At 33.9% G+C, this 16,576-nt stretch carries 18 protein-coding genes and 1 riboswitch; of the genes, 5 read left to right on the forward strand and 13 right to left on the reverse strand.

All coding sequences use genetic code 11. From position 1 onward, the window contains the following. Positions 1-112 precede the first annotated feature (112 nt). The 8 genes from BAU23_RS25530 to ybaK form a co-directional block, all read right to left on the reverse strand. Positions 113-994 carry a 5'-methylthioadenosine/S-adenosylhomocysteine nucleosidase gene (locus BAU23_RS25530; protein WP_000739901.1) on the reverse strand — a complete coding sequence of 294 codons (882 nt, stop codon included), beginning with the start codon at positions 992-994 and terminating at the stop codon, positions 113-115. A gap of 177 nt (positions 995-1,171) precedes the next feature. Continuing rightward, a riboswitch (purine riboswitch) is annotated at positions 1,172-1,275 on the reverse strand. 186 nt (positions 1,276-1,461) lie between these two features. Beyond that, positions 1,462-2,487, reverse strand: coding sequence for an alpha/beta hydrolase family protein (locus tag BAU23_RS25535; RefSeq protein WP_071735418.1), 1,026 nt, complete (start codon positions 2,485-2,487; stop codon positions 1,462-1,464). A 16-nt stretch (positions 2,488-2,503) separates the two neighbouring features. After that, positions 2,504-3,628, reverse strand: a complete 1,125-nt coding sequence (locus BAU23_RS25540; protein WP_071735422.1) for a helix-turn-helix domain-containing protein — start codon at positions 3,626-3,628, stop codon at positions 2,504-2,506. A gap of 285 nt (positions 3,629-3,913) precedes the next feature. After that, positions 3,914-4,207, reverse strand: a complete 294-nt coding sequence (locus BAU23_RS25545; RefSeq protein WP_071735424.1) for a hypothetical protein — start codon at positions 4,205-4,207, stop codon at positions 3,914-3,916. 450 nt (positions 4,208-4,657) lie between these two features. Continuing rightward, positions 4,658-5,167 (reverse strand): DUF6141 family protein, encoded by a 510-nt coding sequence (locus tag BAU23_RS25550; RefSeq protein WP_071735426.1) that lies wholly within the window; start codon positions 5,165-5,167, stop codon positions 4,658-4,660. 25 nt (positions 5,168-5,192) lie between these two features. Then, a complete protein-coding gene (locus BAU23_RS25555) occupies positions 5,193-5,375 on the reverse strand; it encodes a hypothetical protein (RefSeq protein WP_000875168.1) in 183 nt (60 codons plus the stop codon). A gap of 295 nt (positions 5,376-5,670) precedes the next feature. Next, complete coding sequence (locus tag BAU23_RS25560) at positions 5,671-5,850, reverse strand: DUF4177 domain-containing protein (protein ID WP_000272495.1); 180 nt, start codon at positions 5,848-5,850, stop codon at positions 5,671-5,673. A gap of 607 nt (positions 5,851-6,457) precedes the next feature. Continuing rightward, positions 6,458-6,934 carry a Cys-tRNA(Pro) deacylase gene (ybaK, locus tag BAU23_RS25570; RefSeq protein ID WP_000710871.1) on the reverse strand — a complete coding sequence of 159 codons (477 nt, stop codon included), beginning with the start codon at positions 6,932-6,934 and terminating at the stop codon, positions 6,458-6,460. Positions 6,935-7,274: 340 nt separating this feature from the next. Here ybaK and BAU23_RS25575 point away from each other — a divergent pair, with 340 nt between their 5' ends. Both BAU23_RS25575 and BAU23_RS25580 read left to right on the forward strand, forming a co-directional pair. After that, positions 7,275-8,567: a histidine--tRNA ligase gene (locus BAU23_RS25575; protein ID WP_071735429.1), complete on the forward strand. Its 1,293-nt coding sequence runs from the start codon at positions 7,275-7,277 to the stop codon at positions 8,565-8,567. Positions 8,568-8,736: 169 nt separating this feature from the next. After that, positions 8,737-9,042: a hypothetical protein gene (locus BAU23_RS25580; RefSeq protein ID WP_001203060.1), complete on the forward strand. Its 306-nt coding sequence runs from the start codon at positions 8,737-8,739 to the stop codon at positions 9,040-9,042. Between the two features lie 81 nt (positions 9,043-9,123). Here BAU23_RS25580 and BAU23_RS25585 read toward each other — a convergent pair whose 3' ends face one another. Both BAU23_RS25585 and BAU23_RS25590 read right to left on the reverse strand, forming a co-directional pair. Further along, positions 9,124-9,399 (reverse strand): DUF1292 domain-containing protein, encoded by a 276-nt coding sequence (locus BAU23_RS25585; RefSeq protein WP_001279875.1) that lies wholly within the window; start codon positions 9,397-9,399, stop codon positions 9,124-9,126. A gap of 168 nt (positions 9,400-9,567) precedes the next feature. Beyond that, on the reverse strand, positions 9,568-10,620 hold the full coding sequence (locus BAU23_RS25590) for a pyruvate kinase (RefSeq protein WP_071735431.1): 1,053 nt from the start codon (positions 10,618-10,620) through the stop codon (positions 9,568-9,570). A gap of 254 nt (positions 10,621-10,874) precedes the next feature. Between BAU23_RS25590 and BAU23_RS25595 the strand changes: the two genes are divergently transcribed. Continuing rightward, the gene (locus BAU23_RS25595; protein ID WP_071735432.1) at positions 10,875-12,548 is read left to right on the forward strand and encodes an alkaline phosphatase; all 1,674 of its coding nucleotides are present in this window, start codon (positions 10,875-10,877) and stop codon (positions 12,546-12,548) included. Positions 12,549-12,631: 83 nt separating this feature from the next. Here BAU23_RS25595 and BAU23_RS25600 read toward each other — a convergent pair whose 3' ends face one another. Continuing rightward, positions 12,632-13,318 carry an NAD(P)H-dependent oxidoreductase gene (locus tag BAU23_RS25600; RefSeq protein WP_373560940.1) on the reverse strand — a complete coding sequence of 229 codons (687 nt, stop codon included), beginning with the start codon at positions 13,316-13,318 and terminating at the stop codon, positions 12,632-12,634. A gap of 109 nt (positions 13,319-13,427) precedes the next feature. On the opposite strand from BAU23_RS25600, the gene BAU23_RS25605 reads away from it, so the two are divergent. Next, a complete protein-coding gene (locus BAU23_RS25605; protein WP_000625800.1) occupies positions 13,428-13,802 on the forward strand; it encodes a winged helix-turn-helix transcriptional regulator in 375 nt (124 codons plus the stop codon). Between the two features lie 237 nt (positions 13,803-14,039). Here BAU23_RS25605 and BAU23_RS25610 read toward each other — a convergent pair whose 3' ends face one another. Beyond that, the gene (locus tag BAU23_RS25610; RefSeq protein ID WP_000465948.1) at positions 14,040-14,267 is read right to left on the reverse strand and encodes a DUF3947 family protein; all 228 of its coding nucleotides are present in this window, start codon (positions 14,265-14,267) and stop codon (positions 14,040-14,042) included. A gap of 238 nt (positions 14,268-14,505) precedes the next feature. On the opposite strand from BAU23_RS25610, the gene BAU23_RS25615 reads away from it, so the two are divergent. Beyond that, entirely contained in the window at positions 14,506-15,468 is a 963-nt protein-coding gene (locus BAU23_RS25615) for a hypothetical protein (RefSeq protein WP_071735434.1), read from the forward strand. 83 nt (positions 15,469-15,551) lie between these two features. On the opposite strand, the gene BAU23_RS25620 is transcribed toward BAU23_RS25615, so the two are convergent. Continuing rightward, entirely contained in the window at positions 15,552-16,262 is a 711-nt protein-coding gene (locus BAU23_RS25620; protein WP_000782568.1) for a hypothetical protein, read from the reverse strand. Positions 16,263-16,576 lie beyond the last annotated feature (314 nt).

A 16,576-nucleotide genomic window follows, 5' to 3' on the forward strand; every position in this document is an offset into this window, starting at 1 on the left:
TGGATACCATGTAAGGCACCAATCTATTTTAATTAAAGAAACTTTGGTAATTCTGAGTTCATAACACATTGTGCAGTAATGATAACATTTTTATATTTGGACAGAACTACTACTATTTATTTGGCATCGAATCTATATACTTTTTAACTACTTCATATACATATTCTTGATTTGCCGCTGCTGTGTTTGGGTTGTATTTTCCGCCGTTTGTTTTATTGTTAGATAATACGCGAATCCCTAAAAATGGTACGTCATACGCTTTGGCGATTTGCGCTGCGGCAGCGCCTTCCATTTCTTCAACAGATGTACCGTATTTTGTATGGAACCATTTAATTCTATCAACTTCATTATTCCAAACATCTGCTGAACCAATCGTACCTTCCACTACTTTACCTTTTGTATATGTGTCTTTTACCGCATTCGCTGCTGCAAGTAAGCCCTTATCTCCCTCGTAGTATCGGATTTTCTCAGCATTTGGATCTTCTCCTGCACTCCCTTCAGAAGCCATCAGGTCCATAGATATCCATTTTTCCGGTTCAATTCCTTGGTTCTCATTCATATTTGTTGTTTTTAGTGAACCTATATTCGCGACTTGTTTTCCTAACACAATATCAAATACATTTAAATTAGGATCGTGTCCACCTGATGTTCCTTGGTTAATAATCGCCTTAGGCTTATATTTTTCAATAGCCACTGCTGTAGCGGCTGCTGTATTTTCCATTCCTTTACCTGTTTTCGCAACGATTACAGGATAATTGTCTACAGTTCCTTTATAAAATACAAAACTCCCAGATTTTTCTTCTTTCACATTTTTTAACCTTTTTGCAAATTTTTCAGCTTCTATTGGCATTGGGCCTTGAATTAAGATAGGGTTTTGATTGCTTTTCGCCTCAGCTACTTGTTTTGGACTAGCATTACATCCTGCAAGTATTGAGAATGATAATGCGATAGTAGTTGCTAGGGCACCATATTTTTTCAACAGATTTTTCTTCATAAATAATCTCTCCTCTTTCTCTTGTTGTTTTCTATACTCGATGTTTTGGTCCAAAGAAAAAAGCTCTAGAAATTGTAGAAGAATCTCTACTTTCTAGAACTACGGTAGTCAAAGTTAATTAAGCAAAAGATGAGGCCATTGCTAAATTATAGATCGGTAGCGGCTCAATACAACTAACGACCGAATACTTTAACCCGTAGTCCAGTTCTTTCATTGGGAACTAGGTAGAAACGCTCGGACCATATTACCGAGTATATACGAGTGATGTTATTTAAAATTATTATATTGGTAATATAACAAACTATTAGTGTACACGCAATCTAAAAATGAACATTTTTAATAAAAATAATAAAAATGTTCGTTTTTAAAACTTAAATCATTAGTATTTTCCATTTCAAAATGGAAAACGACGATAAAAAACTTATAACCCATATACTAAACTAGATCAACCTACAACAACCGATCTTTTACAGACAATTACTCTCCTTTCCAACTTCCTCACCTTCGCCTAATATTGAGCTGAGAGTCTTACTGCCCGCATATTGCGAAATAAAATGCGTATCCATCCAATTCACAATAATTTCTTCTAGCTTTGGATGAAGCGGCTTATCTGCACCTTCCGCATAAATCTTTTTAAATTCCAACGCTTTAAAATCACCTTCAAAACATTTTAAGGTATGATCCATATTTTTTATTACATATACTTCAGAATCACCTTGCACATAATCACCAATTCTCTTCGCTTTTTCTGGATTCGCCTGAAAGTCTTTATCACCAGCAATTGCTAATACTGGACATTTTACTTTCATTAAATCTTTATAAATGTCATGCTGAAAGTGCTCTCTAAACCATTTTGAATTCATTGGCTTAAAACCAATTTTAACAATATCTTTTTTGGAGTTTATCATTTTCTCTGTTGCTTTTTGCGCCTGCTTTTCTCCCCGTTTCTCAATATTGAGAAGACGCATTAACTTTCCTTTTATTCCTTTTTGCTCTTTTAACTCTTTATAAATAATCTCTCTTTGTCTTTTAGTAGCTTCTTCTAATGATTCCGCAGCCCCTGTAAGAAGTATGAGCCCATTAACTGGTGTTCTTGCGTTTACTACTGTCGCTAACATACACCCTTCACTATGACCAGCTAAAATGATATTTTCCGGATCAACAAATGATTGTTCCTTTAAATACGTAATCGTAGCCTCTATGTCACTAACTAAATCCCACATTCCAGTCTTCTGAAATTCCCCTTCACTCTTTCCTACTCCGCGCTTATCAAAGCGGAGCGTCACTACTCCAAGTCTCGCCATTACATGTGCTAAATCTTTATATATATTCGATTCAAGCTTTAGCGGCACTATCATTCCATCACGATCAATTTCTCCAGATCCAGCAATAATGACAACAGCTACATACTTCCCGTCAGCTTTCGTTTTAGTAATCGTACCGAGCAAAGTAAATTCACTATTTATCGCTACTTCATATTCGTCAAAGGTCATTATATTTATCCTCCCTCTATTCTTTTATATCCAATTTAAATTTCAAACTCGCTATTATATTTTTGTACTCTCTTACATCTTTCATCGATGCGAAAATCGGGTTCTCTGCAATACCTTGTAGCATACTCCGCTTTATAATCTCTTCATTTCTAACCGTTTTAGCGCCAAGCGGAAATTCTGCAAACCATCCATCAATTGCGTCAAAATATGAATCGCCGTGTAAATGCAGGCTATTTACTGTAAAACTAGCTGAACAAACTGCTACATACTTCCGTAGCATTTCTAATGCACGTTCAAAATTTTCTTGCATACAATATACTTGTGCAGCAGCATAGTATACTTTTAAAGTCATATTAGGATGTAGTTTTTCTATTTCATACATGTCTATTAACATAAAAGCTCTATTTAAAATTACCTCTACCTTTTCAGCTCTTGAGGCATTTACTACTACATAATTCGGTATTGTTGCAACGAGTTGTATTAAATGTTGGTACATACTAATTTGCATCATTTCATTCGCCTTTTCAGTATTTCCAAGCATTTGATACGCCTGCGCGATCAGATCTTCCTCTGGAACTTTAGGACGTATCGTTTCGCCAAGCAATTGCAACACTTCATTTGGTCTATTGAGTATAAGATAGCAAGTTGCTTTAAACGATACCGCCTCTTTCACAAGAGAAACATCGTCACTTTCTTCCTGCACCCTGCTAAAGAGATACATCGCCTCTTCTAAAATTTTAGTTCTTTTATCCGTATCCACTGTTAACATATGGTGGTTAATAAAAAGTAGTCCCATTTGAAGTAATAATGGAAAACAAGAATAATATTTTTTGATTATTTCCCTGCACTCCATCATTACTTCATCAAACGGTTCTTCACTAAAAGCTTCCGCTAGTCTATGATATAAATTTTTAATATCTTCCTGTTCCATTTGTGGTGTATAACTAATTAGTTCATCAATACTTATGTTAAAGTACGATGCTAACAGTGGTAAAAATGTAATATCCGGATAACTCTGCCCAGTCTCCCATTTGGAAACAGATGCCTTTGTAATACCGATATACGCCGCTAACTCTTCCTGTGTAATTCCCTTTTCTTTTCTCTTATCCGCAATAATTTTATGAATATGAATCTCTCTCACTGTATCACCTCATACTTTTATTATATGTACTATATTCTATACAAAATATGGATTTAAAGTCGACTTTCGTTAACAAAATCAACTGTTAGGAAACATCTCTCTAAAATTAAAGGCAGGAACATATTTGAAATGTTCCTGCCTTTTTATTGTGGGGTACCGATACATAGCCATCTAGCTAAGATTTTGAAGTGCTGCAAAATCAAAAAATTCATCTCACCACCGTTTTCTATGCGAATCCAGTGACCAGCTTATTTGCATTGTTTTCGATATAGGAAATTATCAAAGCTATTCAATTAAACCAACTATATCAAGAAAAGTTATAGTAGTTATTATTGCGATAAGTGCTATAAGAAATTTAAATCTAAATTTAATCTTAATACCTAGCTTCTCTGGAATAAAATATATTCCCAAACCCATACTAATACGTCCTATTAATAAATATAATTGAAATAAAAATTCGTTATTTATTTTTTCCTTAATATATACTTTACTGTAATCAAACAATAGGAAATATATTAAAACAATAATTAAGTAAAGAATAAATAATTTCAAATAGTTTCTCATTTTAGTTTTTTTCAAAATACTTTATACTCCTTTTAGATGCTCAATCAATTTATAAATTTTAAGCTATTATTTCTCCCCTTATCGATGCCCAAAATTGTTTAAACATGTGATGCCCCTTATTATCAAGCCGTTCTCTATTATAATAGATTCGTGTAAGTAGTAAAGAGCTCCTCTTGTATATTCTATACAAATCTAATTGACATAACTTCTCTCTAAAATTAAAGGCAGGAACATATTTGAAATGTTCCTGCCTCTTTATTGTGGTACCGATACATAGCCATCTAGCTAAGATTTTGAAGTGCTTCAAAATCAAAACTTGTATCTCACCACAGTTTTCTATGTGAATCCAATGAACAGTTTATTTGCATAATTTTCGTTATCAGAAGTAACTTTAAGTTATTTTTAAAGTAAGTATACCTAGTACAAATTTCTAAGTTGTGCCCGTTTGTTGAAATTTAATTTTCATTATACTTTTTGTACTGAGTCCAGCGCTTTTTTTAATTCGTCTGGTTTTTGAGTGCCGATTACCACTGTGTTATATTTCAACTTTAACTCTATACCTTTATTTCCATTCATGTTATAGGCTTTTTCATTCTTAAGGTTAAAACGAATTCCCCATCCCCCAAATCGTTTTAGTGGACTGTAAGTAATGCATTCATAATGATGTATATTTTTGAAAAGGTACTGTTTATATTGAAAATGAAAAGGAACAAAACGAACATAAAGACCGTTTTCACGAACCTCAATGATCAGTTTCAATACACCAAGCATTAATATAGGGAAGACAATCCCGAAAAACAACCACAAAACAATTAATACACCATTAGATGCTGGTTTATCGCCAAACGGGGTATCAAGAATAATTTGTTGAATGAATCCATACCACATCAGCATGGCGATCCCTAATATGAGTATCCATGCCCAAATTGGGGATCGCTGCACCTCACGAAAGATAACTTGTTCTTGTTGCTTCATTTATGATTGTCACCTCCTAAGTGATTTATTTTTTCTCACTCATTTTAAACCGTTTTGCACTTCCGAAAAAAGCACTTCCAATTATGAATATAACGGAAGAAAGGTACATTGTTATCCCTGAGTATTTATTATCAAACATTGTAATATTAAGCAAATTAATGAACATCATCAATATAAGTGATATGTACAATCCATTAATATATTTCACTTATGCCCCCTCCTTACTTTACTTTTTTTCGGAAACCCCTATGTGATAAATAGTGGTTCTAACAGTATTATTCAGAATGTTATTTTCCCTATTTAACATTTTAGAGAGTTGATATGTTGTTTGTTTTCGGTTGAATATTGTATACATACTTGATTAACATTACGTCTCATTATTGGAAGTTGATTAATATTAGCTTATTTGTCTTATAAGTTAAATTGAGAACAATTAGATTCCAAAATATTTCAGTTCTTTTTGTATGTTGTTCAAAGCAAATCCCTCTCGTTCTCGAAAGGGGTTATTTGATTCGTTCGAAGATAATCTCAAAATATTGCGCGTATCCTGCGATTGATGGTGCAAAGATTTGAACAAATTTCCAACCGTCTTCAGCATGTTCGGCGATAATACGCTTATAATCTTCTTTAGGTTCCCCTTTCCAGTTATTAACTTCGACTTTCACGAATTTGTAATCGTACATATCCTTTCCCCCTTTTCCTAATTGTACCATTTCGAAGAATCGATTTGTTATGATTTTTGGATGTATATGGTATTCGCATTCAGTTAATATAACGTAACATTATCGGTAGCAAGGAAAAAGGAGAACCCTGCTCTCACAAGGGAATCTACTTTTTTAGTTCTATGAATCTATACATTTTTTTATACATTCCTATTCTGGCACGGTTTCAGGGTTCTTGTTTGTTACTGGATTAGCCAGAAAACTATATAAAATCTTGCATACTCTTAGCGTGGGGGGTTTCCAAAATACTGGCATCTCCCAATATGTGCTTTCTTATGGGGATTTCTTGACCCCTCATTAAAACACTCTCCCGTCCTTTGTCTATCTTTAAGAGTAGCTTTGCTTGTTTATTTAAAGTCCTTGCAACGAGGCATTGTACTCCTCCTAAAGCCAAACAAATGATTAAAATTACACATCCATATTATACTGATTAAACTAAAAATTTAATTTCTTTTTATTTCATTCATTATGTAAATAAAAAAGGATAATCCGTCCTCATAATGGACTAACTATCCTATAAATTATTATTTAAATTCAATAAAACTAGAACTTCTTTCCCTATGTATCATTATTTCGTTATTTCACCAAACTGCGCTCTCGTCACTTTTTCCAAGTCATCCACTTTCAGCTCAATTTGCACGCCAATTTTCCCGCCACTTACAATGATCGTTTCAAGCGATTGAGCACTCGCATCAATACATGTAGAAAATAACTTCTTCATTCCTACTGGTGAACAACCGCCGCGAATATATCCTGACACTTTCGTAATATCTTTTACTGGAATCATTTCAATTTTCTTTTCACTTACTGCTTTTGCGGCAGCTTTTAAATTTAGTTCCTCATCTACTGGAATGATAAAAACGTGATAATTTTTACTATTCCCTTGAGCGATTAACGTTTTATATACCTCTCTCACTTCTCGTCCAATTTTCCCTGCCACTGATACGCCATCAATTTTTCCATCGTCCGGATCATATGACATCATCGAATATTCAATTTTTTCTTTATCTAATATTCGCATCGCATTTGTTTTATCTTTTTTCATAGCGGTCTCCTTAAAAGGTTATTTCATATTATTAAGTTTTATTATACACCCTTTTCCATTCCTCCTACATAACTTCACTTATATTTCAAAACTAAAAATATTGATAATTCAAAAATCATCTGATATAATTTGGAAAAACTTATGTTAAGGAGAGATTTGTAATGCGAAATTTTAATACTTCTTTCCAACTTCATCATCATACGTAACGCCGTGTATCCGAAGAAAAATTTTTCTTCGTGGGTACAGGGCTTTTCCTGTTGACCCACGAAGCGTTCATAAAGCTATGTGGGTATTTTTATACCTGCATAGCTTTTTTTAATTTAAAAAAGGAGAGATTACAATGGAAATGAAAAATGTAAAAGGAACGAAAGACTATTTACCAGAGGAACAAGTATTACGAAATAAAATTAAAAGAGCTTGTGAAGATACGTTTGAACGTTATGGCTGTAAACCGTTAGAGACACCAACGTTAAATATGTATGAGCTTATGTCTTACAAGTATGGTGGTGGCGATGAAATTTTAAAAGAAATATATACACTTAAGGATCAAGGAAAACGCGATCTTGCCTTACGTTACGATTTAACAATTCCATTCGCAAAAGTCGTGGCAATGAATCCGAACATCCGCCTTCCTTTTAAACGTTATGAAATTGGGAAAGTATTTCGAGATGGGCCAATTAAACAAGGAAGATTCCGTGAGTTCATTCAATGTGACGTTGATATAGTCGGTGTAGAATCAGTCATGGCGGAAGCTGAACTCATGAGCATGGCGTTTGAGCTGTTCCGAACGTTAAACTTAGACGTAACGATCCAATATAATAACCGAAAATTGTTAAACGGTATTCTCGAGTCAATTAACATCCCTACTGAACTAACGAGTGACGTAATCTTATCATTGGATAAAATCGAAAAGATTGGAATTGATGGTGTACGAAAAGATATATTGGAGCGCGGGATTACTGTAGAAATGGCCGATACAATATGTACTACCGTTTTATCTTGTCTAAAGCTTACAATTGCCGACTTTAAAGAAACCTTCAATAATCCACTTGTCACCGATGGAGTAGAGGAACTGCAACAACTACAGCAATATTTAAGCGCCCTCGGAATAAATGAAAATACGATATTCAATCCGTTTTTAGCAAGAGGACTCACGATGTATACAGGTACCGTGTATGAAATCTTTCTAACAGACGCTAGCATTACATCTAGCATCGGTAGCGGTGGTCGATACGATAATATTATCGGAGCATTCCGTGGTGATAATATGAACTATCCGACTGTAGGGATTTCATTCGGATTAGACGTTATTTATACAGCACTATCACAGAAAGAAACCATATCATTTACAGCGGATGTATTTATCATCCCACTCGGGACAGAATTACAATGCTTACAAATTGCCCAGCAATTACGTTCTACTACTTCCTTAAAAATCGAACTTGAACTAGCCGGGCGTAAATTGAAACGTGCCCTTAATTATGCCAATAAAGAAAATATCCCGTATGTACTAATAATAGGTGAAGAGGAACTATCTACAGAAACAGTTGTATTGCGTAATATGAAGGAAGGTACTGAAGTGAAGATTTCCCTCTCTTCCTTGGAAAATAACACATTTAATAAATATATATAATAAGCACCACCCTCATTTGGGTGGTTTTTCTAGTGCACAAATAAAGAACTATTTAGTTTACATAATATTATTATAGAATTCTATAAATGTGAATCACAAAAAACATATCCATTCACCACTATATTTGGTAACATATTCATACGTACATATTATTTAGGAGGAATTAACTTTGAGGGCAGTCGTAAAAACATTGAAGTGGACTACAGGTATCTCCCACCTTTTATTAATTCCTTGTTATTTATTTCAAGGACTAGTTGACTTATACGGGATACCACTACTTATAGTAATTACTTTACATATCATTACAATTTTATTAGCTAAAAAGGAAGGCATGAAAACCTATGCTAATTATATAGGAATCCTCACTATTCTAGTTGCTTTCTTTCCCTATATACAAATCGCTATACATATTATAGCGTCGATTTTCCTTCTATTAGATGCTGCTTCCGTGAAAACAAAAGAATTTTATGATTAAAACAGAAATTAGAGAAATATTTTTCAACCATATACAAAAAAAGAGGGCAGATATGCATCTCCCTCTTTTGTCTAACTCTTATTATTCTTGTTCTTGCTCGTCCAAAATCTTCTCAAACGCAGCAGATACTTTTTCAAATATCTCGTCACTCTCAATGTATGAGAATTCACTATCTTCTTCTACTTTTAAAAAGAAGATATCAATGTCTTCCTCAGTTTCTGTTTGAATATCTTCAACAAAGGCAACCGCAATATATTCTGCTCCTTCGACATCCATCGCTCCAAGTACTTCAACTTCTTGTTCTTCATTATTCTCGTCGCTAAGGCTAAAAACTTCGCCTACTTCAATATCTGACATATTCATTCTCCTCCTATTACACTCTAAAAAATAGAACGTTCAAATCGTATACTTACTAACATATCTTTCCATAAAAAAGTTAAATTCATACAGAAAGAACAACAAATTCTTGCTGGTTCAGCATATGTATTCCATTAATACTATAAACGATAAATATAAATTTTCATATTAAAGAGACTTATGCAGCAATTCCAGTACATCTTTCATCGCAAAAGGCCCATCTTTTTTCACATGCTCAGCGAATTCCGAAACGAGACGTAACGTTTTCACACTTTCGATTGGATGCTCCCCTGACGCACTTTCAGCAGAAAGCATAACAGCATTCGTTCCGTCCAGTACAGCTTGAAATACATCCGTCACCTCAGCTCTTGTAGGAATAGAATGATCTACCATAGATTGAAGCATTTGTGTCGCTGTAATGACATATGTATTCGTTCGATTACATTCACGAATCATCATTTTTTGCAAAAGCGGAATAAATTGATACGGTAATTCCACACCTAAATCTCCCCTTGCAATCATAATGCCATCCGCTTCTTTGCATATGTCTTGAAAATTCTCGATTGCTTCCATCGTTTCTATTTTTGCAATTAAATTAGGAGATGTTTCTTTATGTTCATGTATAAAACTTCGTATTTCCTTTATATGGCTAGCTTTTCGAACGAAAGAACACGCAATAAAATCAACTTCCTCTTCTAGAAGAAATTGAATATCTTTTTTATCTTTCTCGGTAATAGCCGGTAAACTAACAATTGTACCTGGTAAGTTCACCCCTTTATGAGAGGAAATATTGCCACCTGTTTTTACTCTTGTTTCTATTTTTTCCGTACTTACCTTTTCAACAATTAATTCAACTTCTCCATCATTAATAAGAATTCTACTTCCAACTTTTACGTCATTCGCAATCCCCACATAATCAACACTTGCTTCTTCTTTATTCCCTTGAACTGGATTGGTATGTAAAGTAAATAACGCCCCTGCTTCAAGTGTAATTTGTTCCTCTTTCATTTCACCCAATCTTATTTTAGGACCTTGTACATCCCCTAGAATTTTAATAGAATCGTCTAACGATTTTACTAAACGCATGATTGTTTTATGACTTTCATGCGTGCCATGTGATAAATTCAAACGAACAATTTTCATACCATTGTTTATTAACTGCGCTAATGTTTCTTCATTATTACTCGCTGGCCCAATTGTACAAACTCGATCAATTGTCATGTTCCCACCATCCTTTTTCTAATGTTTCCCATAAAATAAAGAGAAGATTCTTTTTATAGGAAAGACTGTGTAACTTAAAGATGCACAAAGGTTTTATATGAGAAGAAGCGATTGCTGAATAAGTAGCTTAAATTTAACTTTTTGACTTAATAGTTATTGTTAGTTTCGTTGCAATAGGGTACTACTAATAATAAATCTTGTTTACATACGAACGGTAGATTGGGATATCGAAAACAACCTATGGAGGAACCACAATGACTAATCTTCGTAAAAAAATAATGGGACTAACATTAGCGGGAATGGTAGCACTAGGTTCATTAGCAGCAGGAAGCATAATGAACCTTAACGAGGTAAAAGCTGATGTAAAGAAATCAGGAAAGCAACCCAAAAATGTAATTTTCATGGTTATAGATGGGACAAGTTCTTCTGCTACAACATTGGCACGTTGGTATAAAGGCTCCCCTCTTGCACTAGATCAAATTGTATCTGGAGGTGTTCGTACGTATTCCGCAGAATCTGCTATTACGGACTCTGCACCGGCAGCCACAGCTTTAGCGACAGGAAACAAATCAAATTCAGGTTACGTGGGTGTATTACCTTCTGTTGTGAATTCACCTGGCTTAGAACCAATGAAAGAAGAATGCAAGTTTCGTCCAGTTGCCAACGTCTTAGAAGGCGCAAAACGTTCCGGCCGCGCGACAGGAATCATTGCTACGTCAGAAATTCAGCATGCTACTCCGGCTAGTTTCTCTGCTCACCATGCTAACCGTAAAAATTTCGAAGTACTTGGTGAACAGCAAGTTTATCAAAATATAGAAGTTGTATTAGGTGGTGGAAAAGCAGCACTTCTTCCTATGACAAGCAATGGAATTCGTAAAGACAACGAAGATTTAGTAAAGGTAATTCAAGATAAAGGCTACGACTTTGTCGAAACAAAAGATGCGTTATTAAACTCCAAATCAAATAAAATCTGGGGTTCTTTCTCTAATACTGCCCTTGCGTTCGATATGGATCGTAAAATAACCAATCCTAAGCAGCCTACTCTTTCCCAGATGACAAGCAAAGCAATTCAAACATTATCAAAAGATAAAGATGGTTTCTTCTTATTCGTAGAAGGCAGTAAGGCAGATTGGGCAGCACATGCAAATGACCCAATCGGGATGATTAGCGATGTATTGGCATTTGATAATGCGGTTACAGAAGCATTAAAATTTGCGAAGAAAGATGGTAACACTATGGTCATTGCATTAGCGGATCATGGTAATAGCGGTATTTCCATTGGTAACAGTAATACAACAAAAGGATATGATACCACACCAGTATCAGCTTACATTGACCCACTAAAAAAGGCGAAAATGACACTTGAAGGTGCTACAAATAAACTAAAAGATGATTTATCTAATATAAAAGAGGTCGCTGCACTTTACGGTTTAGACAACCTAACTAATGATGAAAGAGAAAAGTTAAAAACTGCAAATAAGAAAACTAATGTAGGTCCAATCCTTACTAAATTATTGGCCAACCGTGCGAACATCGGTTTTACAACTGGTGGTCATACGGGTGAAGATGTATTCTTATACTCTTACGGCCCTCAAAAGCCATACGGTTTAGTCCAAAATACAGACATTGCGAAAATAATGGCCAAAGCAATGGGCTTTCAATTAGAAGAAATAACTAAAAAATTATTCTTAGATGCTGAAACATCCTTTAAACAAATTGGTGCAAATGTAATGATTGACAAGCAAGATGCACTTAATCCGGTGCTTGTAGTAAAGCGTAATAATACGGAGGCCAAATTGTTTGTGAATAAAAACATTATCTATATTGGTGGGAAAGATTATGAATTAGGAGGCATCGTTGTAGAAAGCAACGGGAAATTCTATGTACCTGAAAAAGCAATTCAACTATTCACAAAGCATTCTCGCTAAATTTAAATACAGACATAAAAAACGCTATCCTTTCTATAGAAAGGATAGCGTTTTTTTCGTTATATGAATACAAATTTATCTTATTAAATCCATTCAACAATAGTATCCAAAGTTTGTCTTGTTTTATTAAATTTTGGTTCTCCTTTACGGTATCCGAATGCAACCATAACTGACACCTCAAGATTATCATCTTTTAAAATTCCTTCTTGACGAAGTAAAGAATCTACTTTTTCTTTATCGAATCCTTCCATTGGACAAGAATCAATACCGATTTGAGCTGCACTAGTCATCATATTAGCTAAAGCAATATAAGATTGCTTTGATGACCAATCAAATACAGCACGTTCGGAGTCTAACAATTTAAAATCCGATTCTTGGAATTTTTTGAAGAATTCATATCTCATCTGTTGAGCTTCTTCAGGCAATCCAATAATATCTTTCATCATATGCTGAATATACTCTGCATCATAGTGCATATCTTTGATGTTTCTTGAAAGAACAATAACAAAATGACTTGCTGTTGAAAGTTGCCCACCTGCTCCCCATGAATATGGTAATAGTTTTTCTCTTAATTCTTTATTTTGTACCACAATAAATTTCCAAGGCTCATATCCAAAAGAAGAAGGAGATAATCTTCCTGTTTCTAAAATAAACTTAAAATCATCTTCTGAAATCTTCTTCATAGGGTCAAACTCTTTACATGCATGTCTAAAGTGAAAAGCTTCCATAATTTTTTGTTTTGTGTTAGTCATAAAAAGTCCTCTTTTCATTAATTTATTATTCAACTAAATTATATTTTTTAAGTATCAACGTTACAAGTACGCACATTTATGTGCTATAGTATCAAAAAAGATACTATTGTTAAGGGAGAGTCTTTTTATGATTAGTTCAAAAGAAGATGATATAAATTATCCATTTTTAAATAAATATTCTTGTCCCGTAGAAGCTATCGTCGAGGTTATTGGTGGGAAATGGAAAGGAGTTATTCTTTATCATTTGTTAGATGGTAAAAAACGATTTAATGAATTAAAAAGATTAAAACCTAATATCACCCAGAGAATGTTAACACTTCAACTTCGAGAACTTGAAGCAGATGGCATCGTACATCGAGAGGTATATCGTGAAGTGCCTCCTAAAGTAGAATATTCGCTAACCGAACTCGGCGAGTCACTACGTCCAATTATCCTTTTAATGATGGAATGGGCGACTAATAATATGGAGCAGGTTTTGGAAAGTAGAAATAACACTAAATAGTATTTAAAACCTGTAATGAGCCATTACAAACAACTCAAAAAAGATTGCCTCTTAGGATACAGGTAATCTTTTTTGAGTTGTTTAGGTATGAAATTTTTGTCTTTGTAGCCTATATCCATCAAGTTAAAAGTTTTTTGTTCTCCATCAAAGAGCTATTTCTGTTTTGGCATTGTTCGCTATAAAACATATACAGTTCCATACGGTAACGATCGAAAATAAATTCCATCCTTGTGTAATCTACATCGGGTAATATGATTGTGATGGGTAATACACCTGTGGTGGATAATAAGACTGTAATGAATGATACGATTGTGGTGGATAATAACTGTGTTGCATGTGTTGCGCTTGTAATGCTTGTTGCTGTGCTTGTATAGCATGATGAACAGCTTGAATAGTGCTTTGCGCAGGACCCTGCCCTCCTAAAGGGCGCATTTGCGTTTCATTGTAAAAATAATTGAAAAACATTCTTTATTCACCTCACCTCTGTATATATTTTTGTCTTCATGTTTCATACTATGTATATTGAATTAAAGTGGATAATTCCTGAAACTTATCATCTTGCAATCCATAAATTTCTTTCTATTCAATAAGATGAATCAAATGTAAAATAAAAGTTAATTTCAAGACAAATCATTGAGAGTTTTAAAATTTTCATATATTGTTTTAATTAGGTTTAAACTCTCGAATGTAAGAGGTGTTATTTATGAAAAAGATATATATTATTATCGGTATTTTACTAGTTTCGATACTTATAATTTATATTTTGTTCAATACTTCATTTATACAGAGCCCGAATCTATCTCATGCACCTTCTAAAGAAAAGATGAAAAAAGAAAAACAGAGAGAGCCACAAACTAACACCGTTTCTTATGGCTTAAAGGATGACCAAGGTCAACATATCGACAATGGAAGTGAAATTACTAGTGAGAATAATAAGATCAACGTATCGTTATCATTTGTACATAATATTAATGAAGACCGAAAATATGGATTAATTGTTTTAGAAGATTACGAACAAAAGCCTTTTAAAATAGATGACACTCCAAATGCGGTATCCCACTATTCTTTTGATATAAAGCCAAACAGTTCGATCACTACTAAAATCCATTTACAAATTTCTCCTACCGCTAGTGAATTAACCTTTTTAATAATTAAAAAACCTGAATATAAATTACAAGATAATGACCTAAATAAAGCCGCTATATTAGAAGAGGTTCTAAGTATGCGATATTCGATTAATACTCATCATAAAGATAATGAGAAAATAAAACCTACTCCTGTACAGCCGAAAACTGTTTTAAAAGATGATCTTTATGAACCATTATTTGTTACTAGAAATGAGGAAAAACTACAAGTGGTGCTTTCTGAGAATGAAGGTAAAGAGCTAACTATATCTAGCGGAAATGAAACGACAGAAGAAATGAGTTATGCAATCGTGGCCTTTAAAGATTGGGAGCAAGTTGAACTATTAAATAACAAAAAAGTTGCTTATACTACGGTCGCTCCTGAAACGAGACAAATTTTTAATTTCACATTACCTATAGTGGAACAAGAAAGTAATTTCCAATTAGTTGCTTTTCCATTTCCTTATAAAGTCAGTAAAAACAATTATATGAGTCAACAAGCCTTCGGTTCATTTCGCATCGTAATTAAAAATGAACAATAAATTAAGTCAGACTGGATGTAGCGAGCCACATATACTACCCGAGCAAACTAAAAAGGCCTACTCACACGAGTAGGCTTTTGAAACTATGAAAGTTTCGTTAATAATTGATTTAAATCCTTTTTCGTTTTTGTCGTTAATGACTTCATTTTATTAACATCTATCTTTTCTTTCTCCGCTCCTACAATTAACGGATACATACTTTGGCCAATTGTTTTATATTCAGTCGGATGTGATGCTTCTAACTCTTTTTCAATGACATCCCACTTCTCATTAATTTGTTTTCCAAGCTTATTCACTGTTTCTAATTTAGGATTTGCAGCTAATTGCTTGTCTAAGCTTTCAATTAATGTAACTACTTCTTTTACATTTGTTTTTACAGCTACACTTTTCTTCGGATCTTTCGTTGTCTTTCCGTTATTATTTGTGCTTGTGCTTTGATCTGTTGTTTTTCCGCTAGTCGTTTGATCATTTGTTTTTCCTGTCGTCTCTTTTTCTTTTGTTTTCACATTCTCGTTTTGAGTTGATGTTTTGCCGTTACTTTCTGTTCCTGATGATTCCTTTGTATTTTTTGTATCTTTATCTGTTTTTTCATTCGAAGAAGTATTTGTGTCTTTTTCACTATCTTTCGTTGTTTTTGACGCTTCATCTGCACTTGTCGTTTTTGATTGCTCTTCATTTTGTGTAGTAGCTTGATCCTTCTTCGCTTCCTCTTTATCTGTGAAGCTACTACAAGCTGCCATTGTAAGCATTGTACCAATTGCTACTGATGCGATAGCGACCTTTTTCATTTTCATATAAATCCCCCTATGTTTACTTAATTATTTATCCTCCCCTTTACGATTCTATTTCCCCTTAAAAAATCCCTTTTCACACGAATCACCATCTTTCCGACAGTAATCTTCATAATAATACGTACAAAAAACGATAAATTCATTTTAATATTCGAGTTTCTTCTACTTCATTTTTCTCCTCTGCAGCAAAAGAAAAAGAGTATATTGTCACATGAAGATTTGCAATCTACAAATGACAACATACTCTCCTATCAATTTTTTATCTTTCTTGACATTTTATTTATACAAAAAAATTAAATATTTTATAATATTTTTGT

It is taken from the genome of Bacillus nitratireducens (genome assembly GCF_001884135.1).
GTDB classification, from domain to species: Bacteria; Bacillota; Bacilli; order Bacillales; family Bacillaceae_G; genus Bacillus_A; species Bacillus_A nitratireducens.

Bases quoted from the DNA above. Each gene is read 5' to 3' on its own strand.
- BAU23_RS25530 (WP_000739901.1), bottom strand. From the start codon at position 994: ATGAAGAAAAATCTGTTGAAAAAATATGGTGCCCTAGCAACTACTATC.
- BAU23_RS25535 (WP_071735418.1), bottom strand. From the start codon at position 2,487: ATGACCTTTGACGAATATGAAGTAGCGATAAATAGTGAATTTACTTTG.
- BAU23_RS25550 (WP_071735426.1), bottom strand. From the start codon at position 5,167: ATGAAGCAACAAGAACAAGTTATCTTTCGTGAGGTGCAGCGATCCCCA.
- BAU23_RS25560 (WP_000272495.1), bottom strand. From the start codon at position 5,850: ATGTACGATTACAAATTCGTGAAAGTCGAAGTTAATAACTGGAAAGGG.
- ybaK (WP_000710871.1), bottom strand. From the start codon at position 6,934: ATGAAAAAAGATAAAACAAATGCGATGCGAATATTAGATAAAGAAAAA.
- BAU23_RS25575 (WP_071735429.1), top strand. From the start codon at position 7,275: ATGGAAATGAAAAATGTAAAAGGAACGAAAGACTATTTACCAGAGGAA.
- BAU23_RS25585 (WP_001279875.1), bottom strand. From the start codon at position 9,399: ATGTCAGATATTGAAGTAGGCGAAGTTTTTAGCCTTAGCGACGAGAAT.
- BAU23_RS25590 (WP_071735431.1), bottom strand. From the start codon at position 10,620: ATGACAATTGATCGAGTTTGTACAATTGGGCCAGCGAGTAATAATGAA.
- BAU23_RS25595 (WP_071735432.1), top strand. From the start codon at position 10,875: ATGACTAATCTTCGTAAAAAAATAATGGGACTAACATTAGCGGGAATG.
- BAU23_RS25600 (WP_373560940.1), bottom strand. From the start codon at position 13,318: ATGAAAAGAGGACTTTTTATGACTAACACAAAACAAAAAATTATGGAA.
- BAU23_RS25605 (WP_000625800.1), top strand. From the start codon at position 13,428: ATGATTAGTTCAAAAGAAGATGATATAAATTATCCATTTTTAAATAAA.
- BAU23_RS25610 (WP_000465948.1), bottom strand. From the start codon at position 14,267: ATGTTTTTCAATTATTTTTACAATGAAACGCAAATGCGCCCTTTAGGA.
- BAU23_RS25615 (WP_071735434.1), top strand. From the start codon at position 14,506: ATGAAAAAGATATATATTATTATCGGTATTTTACTAGTTTCGATACTT.
- BAU23_RS25620 (WP_000782568.1), bottom strand. From the start codon at position 16,262: ATGAAAATGAAAAAGGTCGCTATCGCATCAGTAGCAATTGGTACAATG.